Here is a 25,614-nt window from a genome sequence, read left to right on the forward strand (position 1 = left end):
AATTACAATTTACAAATTATAATAAATATTAAATGGTTTCTTGTTGGGGGCCGCCTTCTCAGCGGCTGTTATTTCTCTCCTTTACAAGAAAGCAGCAACACTCCACATGGTGGGTATGGGGGAACATGTCCACCGGCTGCACCGGGCCGGGCTTAAAGCCAGCTTCCCGTAAGTGTGCCAGGTCGCGGGCTAAAGTTGACGGGTTGCAGGAGATGTAGACCACCCGCCGGGGTTCCATAGTCGCCACGGCCGCCAGCACCCGGCGGTCGCATCCGGCCCGGGGCGGATCCAGGATAATTACCTCCGGCCGGTAACCCTTTCCTGCCAGGCGGGGCAGGACCGCCTCGGCAGCGCCGGTACGAAAGTGGACATTGGCCAGGTTGTTTAAAATTGAATTGCGCCGGGCGTCAACAATGGCCTCCGGGACTACTTCCACCCCCTCCACCCGCCCGGCCTGGCGGCTGAGCCACAGGGCAATGGCACCGCTGCCGCAGTAGGCGTCCAGAACCTCTTCCCCGCCCTGCAGGCCGGCAAAGGTTGCCGCCTTGTTATAGAGGACTTCCGCCTGGGCCGAATTAACCTGGAAAAAGGTCGTGGCTGATATATAGAAGCGGAGGTCACCAAGGCGTTCCTCCAGGTAATCACGGCCATAGAGGGTGAAGGGCCGGCCACCTAGCCTGCGGGGCACGAATCCTTCCTGGTACCGGGCCCGCCTTGCTTCTTTCCCGCCTGTTTTTACCCAGCCGCTGCACTCTAAAGCAGGCTCCCCGGCAAAATCCTTTGGACCGCTCCTGCTCCTGCCGCCGCCAGCCAGGGATACAACCCCCACCAGTTCCGGGAATCTGCCGGCCAGTTTCTCCGCCAGTTCCCTATCGCCCTGCCATCCAGGTAAAGCCTCCAGGACAACCAGCAGTTCCCCGGTAGCCAGGCCCTGGCGCAGGGTTACATGCTGCAGGCCGGGTGGCAGTTCCGGCAGCAACCGCACGATCGCCCGGGCCGCCTTCAGAAGGCCGGGGGGTAACAATGGACAGCAGGAGAAGGGTGCTAACTCGTGGCTTCCCGGGCGGTAAAAGCCCAGCCGCCCCCGGCGGACATGCAGCCGCACCTTGTTGCGGTAACCCCAGGGATTAGCCATACCCAGAACGGGTAGCACCGGGATATCCCTCAGATGTCCCAGGCGTTGCAAGGCATCGATTACCAGACGACGCTTCCAATGCAACTGGGCCCGATAGTCCAGGTGTTGCAGATCGCACCCGCCACAGGAGGCCGCTTCCGGGCAGGGGGGCAACACCCGGTCCGGCGACGCCTCTACGACCTCTACCAGCCGACCCCTGGCGTAATTCCTTTTAACGCTGACTACTTCCACCAGGACCTGTTCCCCCGGCAGGGCTCCGGGCACAAAGATAACCCGTCCGTCCTGCAGATGACCGATCCCGGCGCCTTCATGGTTTAACCCGATAATGGTAATAGCCGAGTCCACAGTTAAACCCACCGTAGAGCAAAGTAAAGGAGAAGAATCATAATCGTATTCCAAGTGGCATGGGCAATAATAGAAGCCAGGATATTGCCGGTACGATCATATAGGTAGGCCAGGCCAATGCCGCCCAGAGCCAGGGGCAGGAAACGCCAGAGATCCAGGTGCAGGAGAGCAAAAATGGCCCCGCTCCCCATCAGACCGGCCCGCAAACCGTAACGGTCCCTCAGGGCCGGGAAGAGAAATCCCCGGAAATATAGTTCCTCTGTGAGGGGGGCCAGGACCGTTCCCAGGAATAAGGGAATAACAAGGTCGGCCGGCCCCCTGGCGTTAGTCACCAGGTCGGCAAAGGGCTGAGGTGATGGGTTGGGAAACATAGTCTGGAGCAGAGCTCCGGTAATTATTACCAGAAAAAATAAACCAAGACCTCCTGCCAGACCAGCCACAAAGGCCCGACCGGCACCTTCGGCCTTGAGACCCAGGGCGCTAAAACCCAGGCCGTTTTTCCAGCGGACGAAATAGTGGAGGCCAGCCAGTACGGCGATAGCCTGGGCCAGGCCCACCAGCAGGTAACGGTAAACCAGGGAAAGCTGCCAACCAGAAACGCGAAATACCAGTCCGCTGCCGTAACCGGCTACCAACAGTCCCAGGAGTACCAGGAGGGTATCCCTCAGTCCCCATGGCAGTTTGTTTTCTTTTTCCAAATGTTTCACTCCATCCCGAATTTTTCCAACACATCATCCCGATCGCCCACCCCGGGTATTTACTCTAAATATACATCAAAAATGCCGGTTTTAAAAGTATCTTGGGTAAATATCATGGTTAAAGCCTTTTTTAATTCCTCGATTTGTTAACTGATCTGGTTTCCGGTATCGGGTCTCCCACTTTCCTCATCTTAACGGCAATAAAGTGAAGGCAAGTGGATATACTAAGCGATGAATTTAAACAATCCTTTAGCATTATTCCACCAGAGAGCGGGGTTTATGGCATGGTCACTGTAGTTTCAGTGCTCATTCTGGCTTTACTGGCCGGGGTATTTCTCTGGTACTGGCGCCGCAAGGGTAACAGTCCGGTAGCTAAACCACTACCGGCGGAGGCACCGCCGGCACGGGATTTACCAGCAAAATACGGTAAAGACGAGATAGTCCTGATGGTCAAAGATCCTTACTGGCTCTATGCTTACTGGGAATTAAGCGACGCTAAAAAAGAAGAACTGCGCCGCCAGTTCGGCCCTGCCGCCTGGGAAAATTCCCGTCCCTTGCTCAGGGTTTATGACCTGACTGATCACCCCTATGATTTTCTCCGGGCGCCTTTTTTTGAGATCGCCATCACCGATCTGGCTGACAACTGGTATATCCATACAGGTAAACCTTGCAGCACCTTTTGTGTCGACCTGGGACGTCTAATTCCCAACTATGGCTTTATTACCCTGGTCCGGTCAAATATCGTCACCACCCCGGCCGATAAACCGAGCAGTGTCATCGATCCCCTGTGGCCCCCCATCGAAGCCTGCTGGACGGCGGTGGAGCGTTATGAAAAAGGCACGGGCCCAAGTTCCCTGCAGCTGGTTAAAACCCAGAAATAAGGACGGACCTTTATGGTTGGCCCGTCCTAATCTACATAGAAGCACGAAAGGAAGAAGCCCATGCCCCGTGGCTATGTCGCCCTGGTACTTCATGCCCACTTACCCTATGTCCGCGATACGGAAGACGATTTTTCCTTAGCGGAAAAATGGTACCACGAAGCCGTCACCGAAACCTATATACCCTTAATAAATATCTGCCAGCGCCTGAACCGGGACCGAGTGCCTTACAGAATCACCATCTCCTTAAGCCCGCCCCTGGTGACCATGATGGCCGACCCCCTGGTTCAAGAACACTACCGCCGCTACTTGGAACGCCTGCGGGAACTGGCTGCCCGGGAGGTCTGGCGTACGCGGAATGACCCCCGCTTTCACCTGGTGGCCCGTATGTACCAGGACCTATTTGAAAATACCGCCCGTACTTACCAGACTTATGGCGGCAATTTGATCAACGCTTTCCGGGAGCTCCAGGATAGCGGCAAGGTAGAGCTAATCACCTGTGCCGCCACCCACGGCTACCTGCCCCTCATAGGCCTGCAGCGGGAGGTGGTCCGGGCCCAGGTGGAAGTGGCGGTCAACAACCATCGCCGCCTCTTCGGGCGGCCGCCGGCGGGTTTGTGGCTGCCGGAGTGCGCCTATAACCCGGGCGACGACGCCATTCTGCGTGATTATGGCCTTAAATACTTCTTTGTCGACGCCCACGGTCTCCTTTACGCCACACCGCGGCCACGCTACAGCATCTTCGCCCCCGTTTACACCCCTGCCGGGGTGGCGGCCTTCGGCCGTGACCTGGAGTCTTCGGAACAGGTCTGGAGCGCCCAGGAAGGTTACCCCGGGGATTTCGACTACCGGGAATTTTACCGGGACATTGGCTACGACCTAGATTTTGAGTACATTAAACCCTACATCCATCCCTCCGGCCTGCGTCTGGATACGGGTCTTAAATATTATCGCATCACCGGCAAGTCCGGCTATAAAGAACCCTATGTTCCGGAATGGGCCAGTTTCAAAGCCCATACCCATGCCGGCAACTTTTTGTTCAACCGGGAGCAGCAGATCAATTACCTGGCCACTTATATGGACCGGCCGCCTTTAATCATCTGTCCCTATGACGCCGAGCTCTTCGGTCACTGGTGGTTCGAGGGACCCCAGTGGCTGGAATCCCTTTTCCGCCAGGTGGCGGGTCTCGCCCCCCAGCCCTTTAGTTTTATCACCCCCAGCGAGTACCTGGAGCGTTTTCCCGTCAACCAGCCGGCCACGCCCTGCATGTCCAGCTGGGGTAACAACGGTTATAACGAGGTCTGGCTGGAAGATTCCAACCATTGGATCTACCGCCACCTGCACCATGCCGCCGCCGAAATGATCCGCCTGGCCAACCAGCACCCTACCGCCGGGGGCATCCTGCTGCGGGCCTTGAACCAGGCCGCCAGGGAACTCCTGGTGGCCCAGAGCAGCGACTGGGCCTTCATCATGAAAACCGGCACCATGGTCGAGTACGCCGTGAGCCGGACAAAAAAACACCTGCTCAATTTCTGGGAGCTCACCCGTGGGATTAATAAAAACGACCTGGACCCGGCAAAGGTCCAGGCCCTGGAGGAGGCCAATAATATCTTTCCGGATATAAACTATAGGATTTTCGCCAGCAGGTAAATAGCAAAACCCAGCCCTTAAAGGCCGGCCTTTTTCCCTATGTCTCCGGCTGGTGAGGCTAGCAATCTCTTAATGTCCCGGCCCGGTGTTTTTCCTCCGGATTCGGGGGAAAGGCTACGGATTCAGGTAACCGCTCAAGGTTAAGGGCATCCCGGCCGGGAGGGCCATCTGCAGGCGCCTTTCCACTTCCGGCCAGTTGACGAGCTGCCACCAGGCCTTGATGTAGTCGGCACGCCGGTTCTGGTAATCCAGGTAGTAGGCGTGCTCCCAGACATCTAGTACCAGGATGGGAATGGCTCCCCACTGGGTCAGATCCTGATGCTTTTCCGCCATCAAGATCTCCAGGCGACCCCAGGCCGGCTGCCAGACAAGGAGCGCCCAACCGGAGCCCTCCACATCAGTGGCCGCTCGCGTAAATTGTTCCTGGAAGGCGGAAATACTGCCGAAGTAACTGGTTATTTTCTCCCGTACTAAACTCCCCGGCCCGCTCCCCGACCAGGGGGCCATTACCGTCCAGTAGATGCTATGCAGGATGTGCCCGGACCCGTGAAATGCCAGCTCCCGTTCCCAATGCTTCACCAGGGCAAAGTCGCCTTTCTGCCGTGCTTCAACCATCTTCAACTCCGCTTTGTTGAGCCCTTCAACATAAGCCAGGTGGTGGCGGTCATGATGGATACGCAACTGCCTTTCGCTGATGACCGGTTCCAGGGCATTATAAGGATAAGGTAAGGGCGGCAACCGGTGCCCGCCGGGAGGCACGGGAGGAGATAGCCAGAAGTTTTGTGCTTCTTCCATATTATATCCTCCCTGAAAGTTGTTCTTTATAGCTTATGCGCCGTTCCCGAAGATGGTTAGAATGATTTCCCGCGTCGCCGCCTCGATTATTGCCTTTATCTTTGATCGCGACCGCCCTTACGTACTGATAACCACTTATGTGCTGGCCATGTTAATTTTAAGCCTGTTACCCTCTTTTTTTTAAGGCAGCCTCTATAAACCGGGCCAGCAAGGTATTCGGGCTTTCATCGAGGTCGACGTCGTCCTCCCCTCCCGCCCGCAAAGCAATCAGCTGGGGATGGGGCATAAAGCCCTGTTTCTCCAGCAACTCCAGGCATTCTTCACCCCTATTCTCCGGCACCAGGAAGACCTGCGGCGTTATGGCCTCGATCAGCCACCCCCTGGCTTCCAGCAGGGCTTTCACCTGTTCCGCCAGTTCTTCCTTCTGGCAACGCACCAGCACCCCTTTCACTAAGGAGACCTTCCCCATTTTTGCCGCCCATTCCTCCACCGTTGTAAGAACATTGGGCGGTAATTCATACTTGCTGTGTTCCTGCAGGAATTTTAGCATCTCTTCCGGTTGCCGGCCCCTGGTAAAACCCCGGTAAAATGCTTTCTCATTGAGGCTGAAAATAAACATGCGGTCGGCGCTGACTAGATCGGTAAAGGTGCTTAGCTGCATGAACAGATTGGGGGAGAGTTCCATGGGGGCGATGACTTCAAAATTGGGTTGCACGATAAAACTGGATGCTTCCGGAAAGAAACCCTCTATCGCCTCCCTGAAAACCTCCCCGTCCGTTTCTTCTACTTCTTGGTCGTGCTGGAGCAAAACATTAAAGTAGCGGCGGAAAAGATCGGTTATCCTGATGCATCCTTGTTCCAAACCGCCGGCAACCTCAATCAGGCCCAGCCAGAGAAATCTTTGCAACAACTCCTTGTTATTCGCCAGGATATAATTCGCCTGGGAGGGCGTGTTATACTTATGGATTAGCTGGTAAAGGGCTGGCAAGGAGAGCCATTTCTCCGGCGGTAATGTTAACAGAAATCCCAGGATATGGGTGGCCCAAATATTACGGCATTGGAAATAACGGTTTATTACCCAGTCGACAAATGTAAGCCATTGTTTATAGCGCGGTAGCTGCAACCATTGCCAAGTTTTCGCGCTCAACCGGGCGCAACCATTTTTTTCAACTAAAAAGTCATTCGCCCAGGCCACCTCTTCCAGCAAAAGGTAGCGGCTTTCGTCATCAGGGTAGTGCTGGCAGAGCATGATCTTCTTGCGGTCCCTTTTATAAAAAACACGCTCGGTCTGGGTCACCCTGACCTCGCGTTGCAGGACCCCGGCCAGTAAAATATAAAAATCCAGCCAGAAAAAGAGACCGTGGTTTTCCCTTTGTTCCGGTAGCGGGATGCCGTCTTTTTTTACCAGCAGGGGAAGTACTTTATAGTTGATAAATTTACGTACTTCTAGAGGTAGATCGTAATAATCCAGTCCGTATTCGTTTTCACTTAAAAATATCAGGCCCCAACCCAGGAGAAGTTCCCGCGCCTCCCTTGCCGCCCTTTTTCCGAGGATTTTGTTGAGCCTCTCATGGACCCTGCTCACCTCATCGTAATAAGGTTCGCTAAAATGGATTGTTTCCAGCGCCAGTTGGCCTGAAGGCCCGATTTTCTGCCAGAGGGTTTCCAGGTTGTCCGGGGAACTATAATACGCCACCAATTTATTGTATAATGCCTGCCAGCCGTCCTCTGAACCCCTGCCTGCTCTTTTTCCACCCTTTGTCGCCAAATTCAGATTCCCGGCCAGCTTCTGTAGGAAATCCAGCGGCGCGTCCTTAAGTATCTCCTGATAACTATCCATACGTTTCTCTCCTTTTAACGGCCGGCCTTCTGGCGCCAGGCCATTAAATCGATCACCTTGCCATCGAGATTTTCCTGCTTTATTACCGCCCCCACGGCCGGCTCGCTTCCCGTGGGCGTCTTCAACGGATAAACCTTATCTCCTTCCTGCTCCAGATCCGGCCCAATTATCACATAGCGGTAACCCTGCTCTGTGAGAAAGAGCTGCCGGTGGACGGCAAACTCCTGCTCCACCGTCTCCCGGGTAACCAGGGTATAAAAGCTGGCGGGTAGGCCCCCCTTCTTGGGCCTTAAAATCCGGCCCAAGCGCTGGGCCTCTTCCTGGCGCGAGCCGAAGGCTCCCGAAACCTGGACGGCCACGCTGGCCTCCGGCAGGTCGATGGCAAAATTTGCCACCTTGGAAACCACCAGGCACTTCAGAGTCCCCTCGCGGAAAGCCTGATAGAGCCTCTCGCGTTCCCGGTTGCTGGTCTGCCCGGTTATCATGGGTACCCCCAGCCGCCGGGCCAGGCGTTCCAGTTGCTCGAGATACTGGCCGATTACCAGGACCTGTTCGCCCTCGTGGCGTTTTATAATGTTCTCAACCACAGCCTCTTTTACCGGGTTGGTGGCGGCGATGCGGTACTTGTCCCGCTCACCGGCGGAGGCGTAGTCCAGGCGCATCTCCGGCGGTAGATTTAGCCTCACCTCATAGCACGTGGCTTTGGCGATCCATCCCTGGGCCTCGAGCTGCTTCCAGGGTAAATCATATTTCTTGGGACCGATTAAGGAAAAGACGTCGTCTTCGTGGCCGTCTTCCCGGATCAAGGTGGCCGTCAGGCCCAGGCGCCGGCGCGCCTGGAGTTCGGCCGTAATGCGGAAAATGGGGGCCGGCAACAGGTGGACTTCGTCGTAAATTATCAAGCCCCAGTCCTGCTGGTTGAAAAGCTGGAAATTGGGGTAGTCCTCGTTGCGCCGGCGGCGGTGAGTGATGATTTGATAGGTAGCCACGGTCACAGGCTTTATTTCCTTTTTCTCCCCGGTATATTCGCCCAGCATCTCCGGGGGCAGGTCCGTCTTATCCCGGATCTCCGCCAGCCACTGCCGGGCAGCCGTGACGCTGGTCACCAGGATTAAAGTGTAACACTGGCAGAGGGCCATGGCGGCAATACCGACAACGGTCTTACCCGCACCGCAGGGTAAGACGATTACCCCGCTCCCGCCCCGGGAACTACCTCTGGCATAAAAGACCCGCGCCGCCTCCGCCTGGTAAGGGCGCAGGCTGAAGGTCTCCCCGTTCAAAGTCCTTTCGCGCAGGCTAAATGGTAATGGTGCCCCGGGAATATAGCCAGCCAAGTCTTCCACCGGATAGCCGATCTTGATCAGGGCCTGTTTGACCGGTCCCCGCTGCCAGGGGTCGATGGCCAGGGTGCAGGCATCTTGACGCTCCTTGATATACGGCTGGATGCGCTTGTTATTCGAGATTTCCGCGGCTATCCCCGGGTCGGCTGTGACCAGCCGCAATCCAGTTCCCCGGGCTACCAGCTTGACTTTGCCGTAACGGCCGACATATTCCCGGATATCGGCAACCACATTGGCAGGGAGGGGATACTTGCTGTAATCCGCCAACACCTGGATGATAGTGGCCGCATCCAGCCCGCCGGCAGCCGCGTTCCAGAGGGAAAGGGGCGTCAGGCGATAGGTGTGAATATGTTCGGGACTCTTCACCAGTTCGGCAAAACGGGCCAGGGCGTCCCGCGCCTCCGGGTAAAGGGGGTTATCAACCTCCAGCAGAATGGTCCTGTCGCTCTGGACTACCAGGGGAGCGTCTGACATGTCGGCCATAGGTTAACCTCCTGAAAAATATATCTTCTACCGTAGTTTAGATCAAAAAAAGCGGGTGAACAACCCGCTTACTCCACAATTACCCCGCTCCCCGGCCGGGGGCGGTTGCGATCTAACACCAAGCGATACTTATAACGGTATCCTGGCGATAGAAAAACCGGCCGGCACTTTTGGTAAGGCCCGGTTCGTGGTATAATGCCGTAGGGACTTGATTAAAAACGAGCTTAAATTAATTATGGAAGGGAATAGAAAATGGCTGAAATCCAAACCAAGAAAAAAGGACGAATACTGACCGGGGACCGGCCGACAGGGAAGTTGCACCTCGGACATTATGTAGGCAGCCTCATCAACCGGGTGCGGTTACAGGATGAGTATGATACCTTTCTGATTATCGCCGATGTGCAAGCATTGACTACCAATTTCGAGGAACCCGAAAAGCTGGCCCGTGATGTCCGGGAAGTCGCCCTGGACTACCTGGCGGCAGGGATCGACCCGGAGAAAAGCACCATTTTCGTCCAGTCTCTGGTACCGGAAATTGCCGAACTAACTATCTTTTACTCCATGATTATCACCGTCAATACCCTGCGCCATAACCCGACCATCAAGTCAGAAGCCGCCCAAAGGGGCTATACCGACATGACCTACGGCTTCCTGGGTTATCCGGTAAGCCAGGCGGCGGATATTACTTTCTGCAAGGCCAACCTGGTGCCCGTAGGTGAGGACCAGTTGCCCCACATTGAGTTGACCCGGAAGCTTGTCCGTCGCTTTAACAGCCTCTACGGCCCGGTCCTGGTAGAGCCCGAGGCCCTGGTAGGGGAAGTGCCGCGTCTGGTTGGCCTGGATGGAGCGGCCAAGATGAGCAAATCCCTGGATAATGCCATCAACCTATCCGACCCGCCGGAAGAGGTCGAACGCCGGGTCAAAAATGCAGTAACTGACCCGGCCCGCATCCGGGCTACCGATCCCGGCCACCCCGATATCTGTACCGTTTTTGCTTATCATACCGCTTTCAATAAGCCGGTGATTCCGGAGATCGAAGAATCTTGTAAAAAAGGCGCCATCGGCTGCGTGGCCTGTAAAAAGCGGTTAACAGCCACCCTCAACGAACTGCTGGAGCCCATGCGGGAACGAAGGGCCAGGTACGAAGCCAACCCTAAATTGGTTGATGAAATCCTCCTGGCCGGGACGGCGCGCGCCCGGGCGGTGGCGAAAGAAACTATGGCCCAGGTCCGGGAAGCCATGAAGATTAATTATTTTCCCAGTTAGCCAGCTTCGAGTGCCTGATACCATAGCCAAAGTAGATAAGCATCCCGACTATAAACCAGATGGCAAATCTAACCAACGTCGCTCCTGGCAAGCTGAAGGTCAGGGCCACGACTCCCAGGGTGGCTACCGGCGCCACCAACCATACGGCGGGAACCCTGAAGGGTCGTTCAATTTCCGGGTATCTCAAGCGCATGACCAGGATGGAAATAGAGGTCAGGAGGTAGGCGGTGAGCATGCCGATATTCACCAGTTCCACCAATTCTCCCAGGGAGAGGAAACCGCCTGTCAGGACGGCCACTGTCAGGACGATCAATGTGGCAACGTAGGGAGTACGCCTGGTTGCGTGTACCCGGGAAAAAACCGGCGGCAATAGACCGTCGCGGCTGAGGGCGAACAGGATGCGGCTCCCACCCAGCATAGCCCCCATCATAACTGTAAAAAGGCCGCAGATGGCCCCGGCGGCTACCAGACTCCCGCCCCAGCGTTTGCCCAGGTAGGAGAGGGCAAAAGCCACAGGTGCCGGGGTATCGAGTTTGGTGTAAGGAATAACCCCCGTCAGCACCAGGGAGACAAGAACATAAAGAGAAGCCACTACCACCAGTCCCAGGATCAGGCCTAAGGGTATATCGCGGTTGGGGTTCCGGGTCTCCTCGGCGGCAGTTGTGACGGCGTCGAAACCACCGTAAGCAAAGAAGCCCAGGGCGGCAGCAGTCATAACCCCTTGCCAGCCGAAGGGCAAAAAGGGTTGCCAGTTTACCGGTTTAACAAAGGGGAGGGCCACGATAATAAAAAACACCACGGTGAGGAGCTTTATAATCCCAATGGCATCGTTGACCTTACCTGTCAGGCTGATACCGCCGTAAATAATATAAGCCACCACCAGGAGGATGAAAACCGCCGGCAGGTTGACTATACCGCCGTGGGCTATATCGGTAGTAAAGGCCGGGGGCAGACTCAGGCCCATATCCTTTAACAACTCAACGATATAGCCGGACCAGCCCACAGCCACGGCGCTGCAGACCAGGGTGAACTCCAGGAGGACATCCCAACCGATGATCCAGGCAAATATCTCTCCCAGGGCAATATAAGAATAAGTATAAGCGCTTCCCGCCACCGGGACCATAGAAGCAAACTCAACATAACACAGGCCGGTAAAGATGGCTACCACCGCGCCGATTAAAAAAGAAATAGTAACCCCGGGACCTGCGTGTTCCGCCGCCATGACCCCCGGCAGGACGAATATCCCCCCACCTATGGTAATACCTATTACCAGAAAAAAGAGATCCATGGCCTTCAACTCCCGGCGAAGCCGATATTGGTCCATGGCAGCCATTTCCATGGCTGTAGCGATATCTTTTTTGCGCAAGATACTGCTGGCCATATTCTTTCTCCCCATCCCTTAAACCATTTTCCTTCTATATTTCCTTCTTTATCCCGCCATGACCTTGCCCTAAAATTTAGCGCCTCCTGATTTTTAAGGCCGCCGGCGAACAGATGATACGGGGCCAGTACCTGGCAGAGTCATCTGCTGGGTTCCGCCCGTGCATAAAACTTCATAAAAAGACGGCGGCAGAGTACCGCCACCGGCATTAGTATACCATATCAACTTCAGTAAAAGCCAGCCCCCGACCTCTCCGGGAAACAAGCCTCACAGGCCAGCTAAAGGGCAATATTTTTATTTGGAAGCCAACAGGTGGGCGAAACGGGCCTGGGGGGCCAGGTACTCTTTTAAGGGACGGGGATTGGCAACCTCTTTAACGGTCAGCCGCCCCCTTTCATATTCGGCCAGGGGCCACTGGCCCGTCTGGACGGCCAGGCGGGCGAGTTTTACGGTCAGGTGGCTGCTGTAACCCCACCCCGGCGGGCAGGGGGCCAGGACCTGAATGTAAGCCGGTCCCTCTATCTCCATGGCCTTCTGCACCTTGGTCAGGTAATCCTGGGGGTAGCCGATACTGGCCGTGGCCGCGTAGGGGACGTTATGGGCGGCGACGATGGCCAGCATGTCCTTCTTGGGCCTGTCTTCACCCCGGCCGGCCCTGCCCACCGGTGTGGTCGTCGTCCGCGCCCCCAGGGGGGTGGCGCCGCTCCGCTGCACGCCGGTGTTCATGTAGGCCTCGTTATCGTAACAGATAAAGATAAAGTTGTCGCCCCGCTCTATGGCCCCGGAGAGGGCCTGGAGGCCGATGTCCACAGTGCCGCCGTCGCCGGCCAGGCCCACGACTTTCACCCCGCTCTTGCCCCGGCGCCTCAAACCCGCCACCACTCCGGAAATGGCCGCCGCCGTGCTGGGGAAGGTGACATTGACGCAGGGCACTTTAAAGGCCAGCTGGGGGTAAAAGGTGGTCACCCCCAGGAGACAGCTCGGTGTGGTGACAATCACCGTTTCCGGCCCCAGGACCTTCAGGGCCATACGCACGGCCAGGATCCCGCCGCAGCCGGCACAGGCATAGGAACCCTGGACCAGCTCATTGTCGGGGAGTTCTTTTATCTTAACCATAACAAATACCCTCCGCTTTACCGTTTTCACTGCAGCCGCCCATAGCCCGGACCGGCTAGCGGGTTACTTCTGCCAGCCGCCGCTGACAACCAATCCTTCGCCCCTGTTCCGATGCCGGACAGCCTCCAGACAGTGGCGGAAAATGCCGGCCAGATCCTCAGGGCGAATATCGCGGCCCCCCAGACCGCCGGTAAAGCCAGCCACCACCGGTGCTCCGGGTACGCCCTGGAGGGCGGCCTTGACCTCCGTAGCCAGCACTCCTTCGTAACCGAAGGAGCAGTCCCGGTCCAGAACGGCCACCACCCTGGTCCCCGCCAGGGCCGCCCGGAGGGCTGCTATCGGGAAGGGCCGGAAACTCCGCAGGCGTAAAAATCCCACCGGTTCCCCCTGGCGGCGCAGATCGTCGACCACTTCCCGGGCCGTGCCGGCGGTGGCACCCATCAATACCAGGATCACTTCTGCCTCGTCGCAATAATAGGGGTCTACCAGGCCGCCGTAACTGCGCCCGAACAGGGCGGCGAACTCTCCGTCGACATCTTCTATTACCTCCTGGGCCCGGAGCATGGCCTGATGCTGGTAGTATTTAAAGGCAGGGTAAAGCTCCGGCCCGGCGCCGATGCCAAAAACCATGGGCCTTGCGGTGTCAACGGCATATTCCGGCCGGTATGGCGGCAAGAAACCGTCGACCGCCTCCTGCTCCGGCACGTCTACTATTTCTTCCGTATGGGATAGGACATAACCGTCCAGGCAGACCATGACCGGAGTCAGCACCTCCGGGTGGGCTGCTATCTTATAAGCCTGGAGGCAGGTATCCAGGGCTTCCTGGGCAGTTTCCACATAGAGCTGGATCCAGCCCGTGTCGCGGCAGGCTATGGCATCCTGGTGATCGGCCCAGATGGTCCACGGCGCCGCCAGGCCGCGGTTGGCCACGGCCATGACCAGGGGCACCCGACAGCCGCTGACGTAATGTAGCATTTCAAACATATAGGCCAGCCCCTGGGAGGAAGTGGCGGTAAAAACCCGGGTGCCCGTCACGGCGGCGCCGTAGCAGGCCGCCAGGGCGGCGTGTTCCGATTCCACTCGTATGTAGTCGGCCGCCATGGACCCGTTGGCAATATATTCAGCGATCTTCTCGACAATAGTCGACTGGGGAGTGATGGGATAAGCGGCCACCACTTCCGCCCTGGCAAGCCGGACGGCAGTCGCCACCGCTTCATTACCGTTCAAGTAGACGCGCATCGTTACTACCTTCTTCCACAAGGGCCAGGGCCTGGCGGGGACACTCCGTCACACAGATGCCACAGCCCTTGCAAAAATCCAAATTTAAAGTAACTGCCTCCTCTCCCCGGCGAAAACACCCCTCCGGACAGAAGAGCCAGCATGCCAGGCAATTATTACAACGCTCCCGGTCCAGGACCGGGCGCAGCAAGCGCCAGGATCCAGTGGTTGTACCTAAAAATGGTGTATAAAGGTTGGGACCCTTCTTTAATTCCTCTTCCCTCAACACCGGTAAAGCCTCCTCCCAAAAAATTAGACAACCGCCGGTTACACCAGCCGGCTGTCATGGTAGGCGGCACCCGGCTTTCCTGTCCCTTCACCGACTAATTCGTAGGCCTGCCGGGCCACCGCAGCGTTTTTGTTTACCAGCCCCTCCGGTAGGACATCGGCGATGGCCCTGGTCACCGCTTCTACCGGGAGCAGCCCGCTCAATCCCGCCAGGGCTCCCACCATGGCCGTGTTAACGATGGGAGCCTCCAGGACTTCCCGGGCCAGGTGGGTGGCATCCAGGTAATGAAGCCTGGCTCCGGCTGGAATACGCCCGCCGGCCACATCCCGGCTACTATTGATAAGTACTACTCCTCCGGGGGCCAGCCCGGCAAAGACGTTGGTAGTCTCCAGCAGGGTGGCGTCCAGCACGACAATATAGTCAGGGTTATAAATCTGGCTGCGGTCGCGGATCGGCCTGTCATCCAGGCGGGTAAAGGCTGTTACCGGCGCGCCCCGGCGCTCGGTTCCAAAGGAAGGAAAGGATTGGGCATGCCACCCGGCGTAAAGGGCTGCCGCCAGCCCGAAAATTCGAGCCGCGGTTACGGCCCCCTGGCCGCCCCGGCCGTGCCAGCGAATTTGTAGCATTTTTCCACCTCCTGCTAGCTATATTTTACCACCAGGTAATAAGACTAGCAAGTAATATTTGTCGATAAAAAAAGGCCGCGCCTTTGTAGCCGGCCCTAAATTACTCCATATGTCGAGGTCAAACATCCCTGCCGCCCGGGTCGCAGCACCAGGAAACACTGGGAATGATTAATCCCGGGGTTCCCGGCGAGCCCGGGGAGGGCCTACCTCCCTTTACTTTTTTCCCTGGCGATTAGCTCCTTGAGGCGTTCCTCATAAAAGCCGGCCAGCTCTTCGGCCGCCTCCTGGGAAAAGGCCTCGCTATAGATGTGGTAATGGGGCGTCTCCCCGTCAGGCAGAACCAAGGACCAGCCCTTCCCATGGCGCACCTGGACCCCGTCGAGGAGCTCCACCCCGTCTGCCGGTTCCTCGCTGATGAGAGTGCGCATGACCCTCCCCTTGGCCTCCCAGGGGCAGGCTACGGTACGGCTCGCGGTGTAAACCGGAGGCAGGGCGGCCACTGCAGAGTCCAGGCTTTCCTCCCTGCTGGCCAGCCAGTCCAGGATGTGCACGAGGGCCGCCAGGGCGTCCAGTTGCAGGTGCTGCTGACCTAAAGCTGTTTCCCCGTCCGCCCGGGCCATGGCCTCATGATAGATGCCGGGATGGCCCTTCACCCGCTCCACCCGGCCGTGGAGACCCCCGGCGACCTGTTCCAGCACCCGCGGTGCCGTCACGGGTAAAACCAGGCTGGCTCCCCGGTGGGTCTCCAGGTAAACCCGGGCCAGGAGGGTCATTTGCTGCGCCGGGGCCACCCGCCGTCCCTCGCCGGTGAAGAGGATCAATTCCTCGCCATTGGAGTCCAGGGCCGCCCCCAGATCAGCGCCATAACGCCGGATTTCCCCGGCGAAGTAGGGCAAATCTTCCTGGACGGCCTGCCAGGTTTTGGCGGGATCCAGGTCCAGGCGAATAACTTCGGCCCCGGCGTCCTGGAGGATGGTGCCGGCCACCCCGGCTACCTGTCCCTGTCCCCCCAGGGCTACCCGCAGGGCCCTTTTCTTCAGGCCATGGTCTCCCAGGGTCGCCAGCAACCAATCCCGGTAGGCCCCTTCAAGGCCCGGAAAATAAATGCTGGCCGGGACCTCCTGCACCCGGCGACCGTCCTCCCGCCAGTAGAGGTTCTCAATCTTGCGCACCGCTGCGGGGTTTAAGTCGTGGCCCCGAGAGTTTACCAGGTGCAGCCACACCTTGTCCCTTTCCGCTGCATCTCGCTTGATATGGCAACCGCCGTCGAGCCCCAGGGAACGGACGGCAAAACGGTGTATGGGCGTCAACAACCGGCCCAGATCGGCCACCTGCACCCCGGCAGCCATTAGGCCGGCGGCCAGGGCTTTATAAAGCATTTCCCCGGCCCCGCCGGCGAAGGTGCTGAGGCCCACCGTAGTGCCGGGAGGGAAACTGGCGCCGTAAGCCATACCCAGCCTTGTTACCTGGAAGGGAGTCAGGTCGCCGTGCAGGTAACCAGGGGCCTGGCTGCCGACAAAAAGGGGGCGGGCTACACCCCGGCCCCAGATAAGGCTCTCATGGACCACCGTCTCCCGGCCCAGGGTTTTCTCCGGCCAGACCTTGACCTCCGGGCGCACCTCGGCCCCGGCATCCACCTGGGTGCCGTCGCCAATGACGGCACCTTCATAGACCTGTACCCGGCGCTGGAGGCTGGCCCGGCTACAAACTACCGCCCCCCTGACGTTGGCCCCTTCACCGGTATAAACGTTGTCCCAAAGGACGGATCGCCTGACAGTGGCCCCTTCTTCCACCCGGGTGTAGGGCCCGAGAACGGTAAAGGGGCCAACAACGGCCCCGGTGGCAATGTGGCAGGCTCCACCGATAAGGACCGGGCCTTCAATCCGCGCCCCGGGGGCAATCTCCACCCCTTCACCCATCACCACACCGCCACCCTTATCCTGGCCCACCACCCGGACCTTCACCCGGCCCCGCAGGATATCCTCCTGGGCCTGGCGGTATTGGGTAAGGTTACCGATATCGCACCAGTAGCCGGAAAGGGTCACCCCGTAGAGGGGTCGCTTTTCCTTTAACAGCCGGGGAAAGAGGTCCTTGCTGAAATCAAAGGGCCGGCCCTCGGGGATCAGTTCCAGGACCTCCGGCTCCAGGATGTAGATGCCTGTGTTGACCCGGTCGCTGAAAACCTCGCCCCAGCTCGGTTTCTCCAGGAAGGAACGGATGCTGCCGTCGGGGTTGGTGATAACCACCCCGTACTCCAGGGGGTTATCCACTGCAGTAAGTACCAGGGTGGCCAGGGCGCCGCTTTCCTTATGCCGGGCAATGGCCGGCCGCAGGTCAAAATCCGTCAGGGCGTCGCCGCTCACCACCACAAAGGTTTCATCTAAAATAGCGGCCGCATTCTTGACGCTCCCGGCGGTACCCAGGGGCTTATCCTCGACAAAGTAATGCAGGTGCAGGCCGAAATCACTGCCGTCCCCAAAATATTCCTCAATAAGTTGCGGCAGGTACTGCAGGGTCACCCCTACCTCTTTGATACCAAGTTCACGCAGCAGGTCCACGCAGTACTCCATCACCGGCCGGTTGGCCACCGGCACCAGGGGTTTGGGCCGCTTGCAGGTCAGGGGCCGCAAGCGCGACCCTTCCCCGCCGGCCATGATGATTGCTTTCATAAAATATTTCTACCTCCTGCCTCCGGATTAAAAATTTCCCAGAGGCAGTATGCCCCTTTGGCGCCTTTTCTATTATTACTATATACTCCCAGAAAAACCAGCATCTAAAATACCGGGATTGTTGAGTTAGCTTTGGGCATAACAGTTACCACCTCTGCATCTGGCAATTCCTTCAAGGCCATGTTTATGGCGGCCTGTAGGTCGGGGGCTTTCCGGACCATCATTATCCGGGCCAGGTTGTCGTCCACGCCGTCGCTCACCAGGATTACCCGTGCCCGGACCAGGGAACGGCACCAGAGGAAGGCTTTGTGCCGGCCCATTTGAAATTCGCCTTGTTTAAAGACCTTTATTACCTCCTCCGGAGTATTGCCAGCCTGCATGGTGTCGATGAAGCCCTTCTCCCCGGCACCCTCCCGGCATTCGGCGCAGAGAATGATCACTCCCCCCTCTTTAACCAATCTAGTACCGTGGGCCAGGCCCTTCTGGGCCTGGTAGAGGTTGATATCCTTGGGAAAACCGCCGGGAGAAACAATGGCCACGTCGGCCAGTGCCGGTACCGGTACTTCGCTTACCTGACGGGCAACGGCCACCCCGGCTCGGTGAGCCGCCAGGTAATGGCCGGCTACTGTCCGGACAATCCCTTTATGGCTATTCAGGATAACGTTAATAATTAGGTTAATACCCACCAGGCCGCCGATTTCATCAATATCCTCCCGGGCCGGGTTGCCCTCTATCCGTCCCAGGGTTGCTTCCGGCTCTACCAGGTGGGCGTGGTTGGCGCGTATGGTGGCCTCACCACCGCAGCCAATGACCAGTGACTTGGACCCGGCCGTGTAACCGACAAATTGGTGAGGGTCAATCATGCCGATCAGAATCCGGCCGTCGGCCTCCAGGTAGTGGCGGTTGATCCAGATAGGGGTCCCCCGGGAGGAAACACCAATCTGCTGCAGGATCCCCGGAGCATAGGCGTCGTGGCTGATCACCTTTACCCGGGCGGCTACCTCTGGACCCACAATCAGGGGAAACTCCTCTGGTGGCGCCGGCCGGTGCAGTCCGGTCCCCACCAGTATGGTGACCTGTTCGTCTTTGATGCCGATAGCGTTTAGTTTTTCTAATAAAACTGGTAAAATAACATCATTGGGCACCGGCCGGGTGAGGTCGCTGACGACGATCACCACCTGCCGGACCCCCCGCAGTTCCTCCACCCCATGGTTGCCGATGGGTTGCTCCAGGGCCCGGCGCACATCGGCCGACGGATCAGGTACCCCGGCTATCTCACTGGGCACGACCTCCTTAACTTTTATACCCTCTGGCAACTCGCCGACAAGGTATCCTTGACCATAGGGTATCTTGAGGGCTAGTTGTTTATACTTGGGAACCTCCCGATTTCGCATTTCCCAGTACGTCGACCTCCGCGGCTCCCAGCCAACCGAGGGCAATATCGCCGGCGGCTCGGTCCTGCATTTCTTTACCCCCGGCCAGGGTAATATCGTAGGTAACCCCGTCATCCCGGTGATCAAGATCTATGCCAACCCTGTCAATGTAGCCACCATGAGCGAGGACATTGATGTGGATGCCGAGGCCCTAAGCCACAAGGAATTCATCCTTACCAACCGTTCCGCATCATAAGAATTTCTATGCCTCCCACGGGTCAATTTATCTATATAAAATACTCAACTTTAGCCCTCGGTAAATAAGTAGCTACCATTTCTTTGAAAAAAGCCTCCAGCGCCGTTCTTACTTCAGCGGGGTAAACATACTTACCATAACCAAATTGACCATACCGAAAAGTCCTCTCTTCTTCATCTAGAGGCAATTTTGTATTGGGAAATAGCGTTTCAATGGAAGTCTTGGCCCGTTTGGTAAAGCGATGGGTTATTAGCTCTAATGTCAGGTCATTCGATTCGGCAAGCAACGGTTGCCTGGCAATTACTTGAAAAAGATGGCGATATTGCTGCTGCCACCCTTCCAAATAAAATATAGGAGCAATAATGAAACCTGTCAGGTAACCTCCCCCGGCCATCTGTGCCGCCGCCGCCAGCCGTTGCCCCAGGGGCGGGGTACCATGCTCAAAACGCTTAATTATGTTTTCTGCATTGATACTAAAGCGAAAGCGGGTATGGCCCCGGTGGTCCAGGTTTAATAGCCCGTCTACATCAGTAAATTTAGTAGCAACCCGCAAGCGCCCCAGGGGTTGCCTGGCCATAAATTCAATAGCAGCGGCAAGGCTGCCGGTATACTTTTCTACCGGCACGGGATCTGAGGTGGCTGAAGCTTCAAAGTATGTTACTTCGGGGTCGCGCCGGTTAATATAATCCCGGGCCAGAGCGAGGATTTCAGCGATATTAACATAAATCTTTTGATAGGGCTTACGCCCAAAATGAGTAAACAGGTAACAGTATTCACACATGGCCGGACAACTTGTGACCAGGGGTAACTGGTAATGGGCCGAGGGCTTGCAGGTTTGAAAATCCCTGCTCCTTCGCACCCCTACTACCAGGGTACGTTTAGCTTCCAGAAAACTCTCCCGGGCTGTTTTGCCCGGGATACAAGTAACACGGTTGTGAGATGGGGTCATCAATACTTCGACTCTTTCTTCATGGAAGCGTTGATATAGTTTTCGCCCCAGGGGATAGTTCAAAGCTTCCGGTTCGAAGACAACCCGTTTTAATTCAACAGTCACCCTTAAAATCACCCTGGCTTACTTTATCCTTTTTCCTACCGTACCCTTTATTTGTCCGGGTTATACCCCAAGCATCACCCTGACCCACTCCAGCCACCTGCGGGCATGTTCAAAGAGGCGCCACAGGCCCAGGTTGCGGTAATAAAGAAAGGTAATTACCAGGGCTGCAGAGATATAGAATAGGGACCAGAAGGCAGAAAGCCTGTCATTGTCGTCCCCGGCCGGGCCTGACCCGGTAGACATTAATCATCTCCCCTTTCCTGTAGGGTGTTAATAAATCAGGCAGTGAAAGGGCCCATCTATCGTAGTCGCCATACTGGGTGTTGGTAACAACAAAATCCAGGCCCTGACAGATGATGGCCTCCCGCCAGGACTCCGCCGTGGTTCCATCGACCAGCTCCACCTGGTTACGCAGGCCGCCATACAGGGGGTAGATCCAGGCCATAGGCGTATAACCAATCCGGCTGGGAGGCAGCTGGTCCACCCAGGCATAGTCACTGAAGTACAGTTCCCCAAAGGTCCGGTGAGCTGGGTCCAGGCGCATGGCTGCAGGTAGCTTATCCAGGGTTTCTACCAGAGTCAAACCGGTGGCCACCACCAGGTTCAGAATCATGATTCCGGCCACAGCCATTTTCAACCTGGGGTCGAGGCGGTCATAAACCCAGGCCATAGCCGCCAGTCCCACCGGCACTACATAAAGGACATAGCGCGGCCACCAGGCAGCCGGCTGGAGGATTAAAAAAATAAGGGTCAGGCCCACCATCCAGAGTACCGGGGCCCGGCGCCGGCGCCAGGCTGAAAATGCGAAGGGTAGGATAGCGGGGAGGGCCAGGGCCGCCCAGGCCGGTCCCAGGCCGCGGGTGCGGGAATAATAATTGTAGGATTCGTTACCAAGCTCCAACCAGGAAGTAAGGATATTGAGGATGATGTTGCGGCCCCGGTAGGCTTCCGGTGTATTCGCGGCCATAAATAACCTGGAGACACTGCCCATGCCGGGAAGCTTCCATCCCAGCACTTGAATCTCTACGGGGTAAACGGGATTACCGTAAAACCACCAGGTTCGCAAGTACCAAAAAGTGCCCGTGGCCATCAGGGACAATAAAATCACTGTTATCTGGAGCCAGAGAGCTCTGTTGCCGGATACCCCTTGCCGGTACTGCCAGAAGCCTGAGGCCAGTATAGCCAGGACGAAGACACCGGCAAAGGCGATGCCCGTAGCTTTAATCCCCATCATCAGCCCAATGGCCAGGCCCAGGATCAGGGCATACTCCAGATTGCGCTCCTCCTGCCACCTTAAAAAAAGATAAAGGGCGGCGGCTACCATAGAGCCGAAGGCGGCGTCGACATAGGCTACCCGCAGGTGGATCAGAACCATGGGGGTCAAAAGGAAGAGCATAGAAGCCAGAATCGATGCATTCCGTCCGGCACCCCCTGACCTGCTCAGGCCGAAGGTGGCCAGGGCGCCGATTACAACATAAGGGAACTGGGTGGCATCCACCAGGAGGTCGTTACCCGTCAGGACCATGATCCATAGGGCATTTAATTCGGCGTTAAGGGGGTAAACATTGGCCCAATTAAAGGCCACGCTTAAATCCAGGGCGAGCTTTCTGGAGGTTACCCGGGTGGGATCGTAGTGCTGCCAGAGTAGGGCCTCCGGCAGCCGGGTAATGGCCCCCTGTTTGAACCAGGCGGCCATAGGAGTAAGGTGATACCAGATCTCATCCCAGGCGAAGGGCGGCAGGTAAATCCACCCCAGGACCAGGGCTGCCAGGCTAAAGGCCAGAATGACACCGGTTACTGCGATGAGGGAACTGGAAAAAATCTCGGCGTTCCCGGGTTCTCCTATATCCCCGGCCGCCCCGCTTTCAAAGGAGAAAATCTCACCGGATCTACTCCCCTGCCTGTTCCGGATCAGCAACCCGAGCCCCGCCCAGCCCAGGGCCAGGAGCAATACCACGCCGCGGTTAAGATGCCGCAGGGCTTGACCGGCGAGCAGGAGGATCAGTACCTGCCCGGCCATGGTCAATACCCCTACGGCCAGCCAGCGGTCGAGAGTTTTTTTCAACGCCATCCGGGCCGCCATGAGCCAGGACCCGGTGAGCAGGGCCAGTGTGCCCAGAAGAAACCAGAGCATTTAGTTCCTCCCCTTAGTTTTCAACCCTATCATTTATAAATTCTTTATGGAGGCCCTTAATCCTTTTTACCCCGGTTTCTCCTGCCGGCATTTTAATGTTCTCCTTATCGAGATTTCTTGCACGCCTGGCTAACGGAGGTACTTGACCATAATTACTTTGTTGTAGTATCTTCTTGAAGGCATCCCCTTTCATTGAATTCCTTTACCAAATTAGCCTTCTAGATTTTAATGGGGTGTCTTTCTTCTTTTTTATAAAGGCCTCATAGCAATCATGCAGGCATTACTTGCTGGCTATTTAGGATAGTATTTAAATGGTAAATCTGGAGGGAGATTATAATGACCTTGCTATTTCGTAGAAAAAGTATTTCTGAAGCAACGGAACTGGCGGAGCTGAAAGAATATAAATTAAGGCGGGATCTTAATCTTCTGGAATTATTCTTTCTAGTAATAGGGGCAACCATTGGCGCCGGTATTTTTGTGCTCCCGGGTGTAGCTGCTGCCAAATATTCCGGACCGGCAGTAAGCATATCGTTTTTCCTTGGTGGATTAGTATGTATCTGTGTGGGCCTGTGCTATGTGGAATTTGCCTCTATGGTTCCGGTGGCAGGTAGTGCCTATACTTATGCTTACCTCGCTTTAGGTGAAATTTTTGCTTGGATCGTCGGCTGGGATTTGCTCTTCGAATTTACTGCTATAACTAGTACCGTATCGGTAGGCTGGTCTGGTTATTTTGTAGAATTTTTAAGGGGTTTCGGGATCCATCTTCCCAAAATGATTACTACGGATATCGCCCATGGTGGTTTCATAAATGCCCCGGCAATAATAGCTATTTTACTTGTAACTTATATTGTCTATAGTGGTATAAGGGAAGCAGGTAAAATAAATGCCTATTTAAGTCTCGGTAAACTGTGCGCCCTGGCCCTTTTTTTAGTACTGGCAATTCCCTTTATTAAGCCGGTAAACTGGCATCCATTTCTTCCCTTTGGGTGGAAAGGAGTAATGACCGGCGCCGCCCTTACTTTTTTCGCCTTTACAGGCTTTGATGGTGTAACCACAGTTACTGAGGAAACAAAAAATCCCCAACGGGATGTCCCAATAGCCCTCGTTTCAGGACTGGGGTTTATCACTATTCTTTATATTGTTGTTAGCGCCGTACTAACGGGTGTTGTTCCTTATACCAAGCTAGACGTTCCCGATCCGGCAGCCTTTGCCCTAGTGTCAATAGGCAAAAGCTGGGGGGGAGGAATCATTGCCATTGCAGCCATTTTCGGGCTATTTACAGTCATGATGGGCAATGGTTTAAGTGCGACCCGCATTCTTTTTGCCATGAGTCGTGATGGGCTTCTCCCACCCATCTTTGCCCGGGTACACAAAACAAGGCGAACCCCCTATATTGCCACCTTGATCATATTTTCAGTAGCCCTTATTGGTGGCGGCTTCCTCTCTATCGGCGAATTGGCTGAACTGGCAAATATCGGGGGACTAACCGCCTTTACCCTTACAGCTATTAGTACCCTGGTAATGCGGTACAGCCAGCCCGCGGCTAGGCGTCCCTTTAAAGTACCAGCCATCTGGGTGGTAGCACCATTAGGTACAGTAGGTGGAATTGCTCTCATTAGCAGCCTACCACCGATTACCTTCATCCGCTTTGGTATCTGGATGGTAATAGGCCTCGTTATTTACTTCAGCTATGGAAGAAAATATTCCAAAGCTGATATAGGAGGATAAAACTCCTGTGCCAGGTGTATCCACCTGGCACCTGAAATAGTCCGTAATTAACTTTTCCCGGCAGCATTAATCCAGCGATTATAGCCCGCTTGGCTTGCTGCCCATAACAGTCCTAATCCATAATCCTCTTCTCACCGCTAATGGCCTGGAGAGGCTTGAGGTCCATGGTCACCTCCAGGGTGCCGGCAAAGTCGCCTTTTTCGTCCCGGACGGCAAAATACTGGATAAACACATACTTATCACCCAGGTGCAGCCAGAAGGCTTCCCGGTCTTTACGCCCGCTTTTGAAGTCGGCAATGAGTTTCTCCACCACCTGGACGCTGGCCGGGGGATGACAGTTTTCGACCCGCCGGCCGATAACCGCCCGGCTGCGGGTAAAGATGCGCTCCCTGGTATTGGAAAAATACTTGACCACATTATCCTTGTCGACAAAGGTTATGTCTACTGGCAGGTGATCGAAGATCAAGCTGATCTCCCGGGGCGTCAGGATACCGGTAGCAAACTTAATGTATCCCCTGGTTTCCTCGCTGGCGACAGTTTCTTTCTGGTCAAGTTTGACCTGCGCCGGCCGCCAGTCTTCCCGGGGCTCGATGAGGCAATAACCGATACTGGCGCTGTCAAGCATGATCCGGTACCACTCGTCCTCGGTCAGGGTCTCCAGGGCCATGGGGAAGAGAATCCTTTCTTCTTTAAAGATCATTTCTTTGATTTTTGCCAGGGCGGCTTCTGTTCTGGTAATGAGTTCTTCTTTTTTATCCGGTACGTAATTGACGGCCAGGTCCCGGGCTTCCTTTAAGAGGTCCCTGATCTCGTCGTCGACGCCCCACATGACCTTGGGCGGCCCTACTATCTGGTACTTCTCCAGGTAAGGGAAGAGGAGATTCTCCTTGCGGCTATAATGCTTGTTGACATCCTGGAGAAGATTCAGTTTTTCCGCCAGCTTTATGGCCAGGTCTTTTTCAACGTCCGGGTTCGCCCGGCGCAATTCAGCCAGGAGCGGTTGAATCTCTCTGATCATTAAATCTTCCAGGGCCCGGTTTTCTTCTTTAAAAGTATGCACCGGGTGACCGGGGATGGTTTCCGGTTGCGGCGCCCTTTCTAATGACTCTTTAAAGACCGCCGCGTGGACGTCGCAGAGGCGCTGGACCTCCTCCACCGGCAGGCCTTCGTTGATCAGGGCCTGCTCCATGAGGGAGATCTCCGCCGGGGCCACATCCTTGATCAGTTCATTAAACCTGGCCTTCACTTCCTCCACGCTCTTGCCCCGGTGCAATTCCCGGATAATTTCTTTTAAGGCTTCTTTACGGTAATCCTGGTTGTTGAGCAGTTCGGTCATGGCT

At 56.2% G+C, this 25,614-nt stretch carries 22 protein-coding genes and 1 pseudogene; 6 read left to right on the plus strand and 17 right to left on the minus strand.

Going from position 1 to position 25,614, the window contains the following annotated elements; translation table 11 throughout:
• Nucleotides 1-58: 58 nt before the first annotated feature.
• Both rlmD and MOTHE_RS09415 read right to left on the minus strand, forming a co-directional pair.
• Entirely contained in the window at nt 59-1,480 is a 1,422-nt protein-coding gene (rlmD, locus tag MOTHE_RS09410; RefSeq protein WP_011393412.1) for a 23S rRNA (uracil(1939)-C(5))-methyltransferase RlmD, read from the minus strand.
• Between the two features lie 2 nt (nt 1,481-1,482).
• Nucleotides 1,483-2,187 carry a CPBP family intramembrane glutamic endopeptidase gene (locus MOTHE_RS09415; protein ID WP_011393413.1) on the minus strand — a complete coding sequence of 235 codons (705 nt, stop codon included), beginning with the start codon at nt 2,185-2,187 and terminating at the stop codon, nt 1,483-1,485.
• Nucleotides 2,188-2,393: 206 nt separating this feature from the next.
• Between MOTHE_RS09415 and MOTHE_RS09420 the strand changes: the two genes are divergently transcribed.
• Together MOTHE_RS09420 and MOTHE_RS09425 are read left to right on the plus strand one after the other, a co-directional pair.
• The gene (locus tag MOTHE_RS09420; RefSeq protein WP_011393414.1) at nt 2,394-3,059 is read left to right on the plus strand and encodes a DUF4912 domain-containing protein; all 666 of its coding nucleotides are present in this window, start codon (nt 2,394-2,396) and stop codon (nt 3,057-3,059) included.
• A 60-nt stretch (nt 3,060-3,119) separates the two neighbouring features.
• A complete protein-coding gene (locus MOTHE_RS09425) occupies nt 3,120-4,706 on the plus strand; it encodes a glycoside hydrolase family 57 protein (RefSeq protein ID WP_011393415.1) in 1,587 nt (528 codons plus the stop codon).
• 114 nt (nt 4,707-4,820) lie between these two features.
• Here the strand turns inward: MOTHE_RS09425 and MOTHE_RS09430 are convergent, their stop codons facing one another.
• Nucleotides 4,821-5,501: a superoxide dismutase gene (locus MOTHE_RS09430; RefSeq protein WP_011393416.1), complete on the minus strand. Its 681-nt coding sequence runs from the start codon at nt 5,499-5,501 to the stop codon at nt 4,821-4,823.
• 61 nt (nt 5,502-5,562) lie between these two features.
• Between MOTHE_RS09430 and MOTHE_RS14300 the strand changes: the two genes are divergently transcribed.
• The gene (locus tag MOTHE_RS14300; protein ID WP_158499123.1) at nt 5,563-5,685 is read left to right on the plus strand and encodes a DUF1634 domain-containing protein; all 123 of its coding nucleotides are present in this window, start codon (nt 5,563-5,565) and stop codon (nt 5,683-5,685) included.
• Here the strand turns inward: MOTHE_RS14300 and MOTHE_RS09435 are convergent.
• A complete protein-coding gene (locus MOTHE_RS09435; RefSeq protein WP_011393417.1) occupies nt 5,668-7,341 on the minus strand; it encodes a helicase-associated domain-containing protein in 1,674 nt (557 codons plus the stop codon). The two genes, MOTHE_RS14300 and MOTHE_RS09435, sit on opposite strands and share 18 nt — an antisense overlap.
• Before the next feature lie 14 nt (nt 7,342-7,355).
• Nucleotides 7,356-9,164, minus strand: a complete 1,809-nt coding sequence (locus MOTHE_RS09440) for a DNA repair helicase XPB (RefSeq protein ID WP_053094972.1) — start codon at nt 9,162-9,164, stop codon at nt 7,356-7,358.
• A gap of 252 nt (nt 9,165-9,416) precedes the next feature.
• On the opposite strand from MOTHE_RS09440, the gene trpS reads away from it, so the two are divergent.
• A complete protein-coding gene (trpS, locus tag MOTHE_RS09445; protein ID WP_053094974.1) occupies nt 9,417-10,430 on the plus strand; it encodes a tryptophan--tRNA ligase in 1,014 nt (337 codons plus the stop codon).
• On the opposite strand, the gene MOTHE_RS09450 is transcribed toward trpS, so the two are convergent.
• From MOTHE_RS09450 to larAH5, 7 genes are all read right to left on the minus strand, one after another.
• The gene (locus MOTHE_RS09450; RefSeq protein ID WP_053094975.1) at nt 10,411-11,811 is read right to left on the minus strand and encodes an amino acid permease; all 1,401 of its coding nucleotides are present in this window, start codon (nt 11,809-11,811) and stop codon (nt 10,411-10,413) included. The two genes, trpS and MOTHE_RS09450, sit on opposite strands and share 20 nt — an antisense overlap.
• Nucleotides 11,812-12,105: 294 nt before the next feature.
• Nucleotides 12,106-12,927, minus strand: a complete 822-nt coding sequence (locus MOTHE_RS09455; protein WP_011393421.1) for a thiamine pyrophosphate-dependent enzyme — start codon at nt 12,925-12,927, stop codon at nt 12,106-12,108.
• Nucleotides 12,928-12,990: 63 nt separating this feature from the next.
• Nucleotides 12,991-14,166: a pyruvate ferredoxin oxidoreductase subunit alpha gene (locus tag MOTHE_RS09460; protein ID WP_011393422.1), complete on the minus strand. Its 1,176-nt coding sequence runs from the start codon at nt 14,164-14,166 to the stop codon at nt 12,991-12,993.
• Complete coding sequence (locus tag MOTHE_RS09465; RefSeq protein ID WP_011393423.1) at nt 14,144-14,434, minus strand: 4Fe-4S binding protein; 291 nt, start codon at nt 14,432-14,434, stop codon at nt 14,144-14,146. Before MOTHE_RS09465 ends, MOTHE_RS09460 begins: the two co-directional genes overlap by 23 nt.
• Before the next feature lie 38 nt (nt 14,435-14,472).
• The gene (locus MOTHE_RS09470) at nt 14,473-15,060 is read right to left on the minus strand and encodes a 2-oxoacid:acceptor oxidoreductase family protein (RefSeq protein ID WP_011393424.1); all 588 of its coding nucleotides are present in this window, start codon (nt 15,058-15,060) and stop codon (nt 14,473-14,475) included.
• Nucleotides 15,061-15,263: 203 nt separating this feature from the next.
• Nucleotides 15,264-17,729 (minus strand): mannose-1-phosphate guanyltransferase, encoded by a 2,466-nt coding sequence (locus MOTHE_RS09475; protein WP_011393425.1) that lies wholly within the window; start codon nt 17,727-17,729, stop codon nt 15,264-15,266.
• Nucleotides 17,730-17,833: 104 nt separating this feature from the next.
• Nucleotides 17,834-19,123 carry a nickel-dependent malate racemase, LarAH5 family gene (gene larAH5 / locus MOTHE_RS09480; RefSeq protein ID WP_011393426.1) on the minus strand — a complete coding sequence of 430 codons (1,290 nt, stop codon included), beginning with the start codon at nt 19,121-19,123 and terminating at the stop codon, nt 17,834-17,836.
• A gap of 1 nt (nt 19,124) precedes the next feature.
• Here larAH5 and MOTHE_RS14025 point away from each other — a divergent pair.
• Nucleotides 19,125-19,358, plus strand: a pseudogene (locus tag MOTHE_RS14025) (hypothetical protein); the annotation flags it as partial.
• 31 nt (nt 19,359-19,389) lie between these two features.
• Here MOTHE_RS14025 and splB read toward each other — a convergent pair.
• Genes splB through MOTHE_RS09500 form a run of 4 tightly spaced genes read right to left on the minus strand, consistent with a single transcriptional unit; the run spans nt 19,390 to nt 22,739 of the window.
• A complete protein-coding gene (splB, locus tag MOTHE_RS09485; protein WP_011393427.1) occupies nt 19,390-20,412 on the minus strand; it encodes a spore photoproduct lyase in 1,023 nt (340 codons plus the stop codon).
• A 60-nt stretch (nt 20,413-20,472) separates the two neighbouring features.
• Nucleotides 20,473-20,655, minus strand: coding sequence for a hypothetical protein (locus MOTHE_RS09490; protein WP_025773177.1), 183 nt, complete (start codon nt 20,653-20,655; stop codon nt 20,473-20,475).
• Nucleotides 20,618-22,546 carry an ArnT family glycosyltransferase gene (locus MOTHE_RS09495; protein WP_011393428.1) on the minus strand — a complete coding sequence of 643 codons (1,929 nt, stop codon included), beginning with the start codon at nt 22,544-22,546 and terminating at the stop codon, nt 20,618-20,620. The genes MOTHE_RS09490 and MOTHE_RS09495 overlap by 38 nt, the downstream gene beginning before the upstream one ends.
• Nucleotides 22,547-22,559: 13 nt before the next feature.
• On the minus strand, nt 22,560-22,739 hold the full coding sequence (locus MOTHE_RS09500; RefSeq protein WP_053094977.1) for a hypothetical protein: 180 nt from the start codon (nt 22,737-22,739) through the stop codon (nt 22,560-22,562).
• A gap of 143 nt (nt 22,740-22,882) precedes the next feature.
• On the opposite strand from MOTHE_RS09500, the gene MOTHE_RS09505 reads away from it, so the two are divergent.
• Nucleotides 22,883-24,274: an amino acid permease gene (locus MOTHE_RS09505; protein WP_053094979.1), complete on the plus strand. Its 1,392-nt coding sequence runs from the start codon at nt 22,883-22,885 to the stop codon at nt 24,272-24,274.
• A 112-nt stretch (nt 24,275-24,386) separates the two neighbouring features.
• On the opposite strand, the gene MOTHE_RS09510 is transcribed toward MOTHE_RS09505, so the two are convergent.
• Nucleotides 24,387-25,610, minus strand: a complete 1,224-nt coding sequence (locus MOTHE_RS09510; protein WP_011393430.1) for a DUF438 domain-containing protein — start codon at nt 25,608-25,610, stop codon at nt 24,387-24,389.
• Nucleotides 25,611-25,614: the final 4 nt, after the last annotated feature.

The organism is Moorella thermoacetica, assembly GCF_001267405.1.
GTDB classification, from domain to species: Bacteria; Bacillota; DSM-521; order Neomoorellales; family Neomoorellaceae; genus Neomoorella; species Neomoorella thermoacetica.

What these genes read in the sequence shown, in the direction of transcription:
- MOTHE_RS09440 (WP_053094972.1), bottom strand. Translation starts at nt 9,164, where the DNA reads ATGGCCGACATGTCAGACGCTCCCCTGGTAGTCCAGAGCGACAGGACC.
- MOTHE_RS09430 (WP_011393416.1), bottom strand. Translation starts at nt 5,501, where the DNA reads ATGGAAGAAGCACAAAACTTCTGGCTATCTCCTCCCGTGCCTCCCGGC.
- MOTHE_RS09490 (WP_025773177.1), bottom strand. Translation starts at nt 20,655, where the DNA reads ATGTCTACCGGGTCAGGCCCGGCCGGGGACGACAATGACAGGCTTTCT.
- MOTHE_RS09510 (WP_011393430.1), bottom strand. Translation starts at nt 25,610, where the DNA reads ATGACCGAACTGCTCAACAACCAGGATTACCGTAAAGAAGCCTTAAAA.
- MOTHE_RS09435 (WP_011393417.1), bottom strand. Translation starts at nt 7,341, where the DNA reads ATGGATAGTTATCAGGAGATACTTAAGGACGCGCCGCTGGATTTCCTA.
- trpS (WP_053094974.1), top strand. Translation starts at nt 9,417, where the DNA reads ATGGCTGAAATCCAAACCAAGAAAAAAGGACGAATACTGACCGGGGAC.
- MOTHE_RS14300 (WP_158499123.1), top strand. Translation starts at nt 5,563, where the DNA reads ATGATTTCCCGCGTCGCCGCCTCGATTATTGCCTTTATCTTTGATCGC.
- MOTHE_RS09505 (WP_053094979.1), top strand. Translation starts at nt 22,883, where the DNA reads ATGACCTTGCTATTTCGTAGAAAAAGTATTTCTGAAGCAACGGAACTG.
- MOTHE_RS09470 (WP_011393424.1), bottom strand. Translation starts at nt 15,060, where the DNA reads ATGCTACAAATTCGCTGGCACGGCCGGGGCGGCCAGGGGGCCGTAACC.
- MOTHE_RS09450 (WP_053094975.1), bottom strand. Translation starts at nt 11,811, where the DNA reads ATGGCCAGCAGTATCTTGCGCAAAAAAGATATCGCTACAGCCATGGAA.
- MOTHE_RS09500 (WP_053094977.1), bottom strand. Translation starts at nt 22,739, where the DNA reads ATGAAAGGGGATGCCTTCAAGAAGATACTACAACAAAGTAATTATGGT.
- larAH5 (WP_011393426.1), bottom strand. Translation starts at nt 19,123, where the DNA reads ATGCGAAATCGGGAGGTTCCCAAGTATAAACAACTAGCCCTCAAGATA.
- MOTHE_RS09460 (WP_011393422.1), bottom strand. Translation starts at nt 14,166, where the DNA reads ATGCGCGTCTACTTGAACGGTAATGAAGCGGTGGCGACTGCCGTCCGG.
- MOTHE_RS09475 (WP_011393425.1), bottom strand. Translation starts at nt 17,729, where the DNA reads ATGAAAGCAATCATCATGGCCGGCGGGGAAGGGTCGCGCTTGCGGCCC.
- MOTHE_RS09455 (WP_011393421.1), bottom strand. Translation starts at nt 12,927, where the DNA reads ATGGTTAAGATAAAAGAACTCCCCGACAATGAGCTGGTCCAGGGTTCC.
- MOTHE_RS09425 (WP_011393415.1), top strand. Translation starts at nt 3,120, where the DNA reads ATGCCCCGTGGCTATGTCGCCCTGGTACTTCATGCCCACTTACCCTAT.
- MOTHE_RS09495 (WP_011393428.1), bottom strand. Translation starts at nt 22,546, where the DNA reads ATGCTCTGGTTTCTTCTGGGCACACTGGCCCTGCTCACCGGGTCCTGG.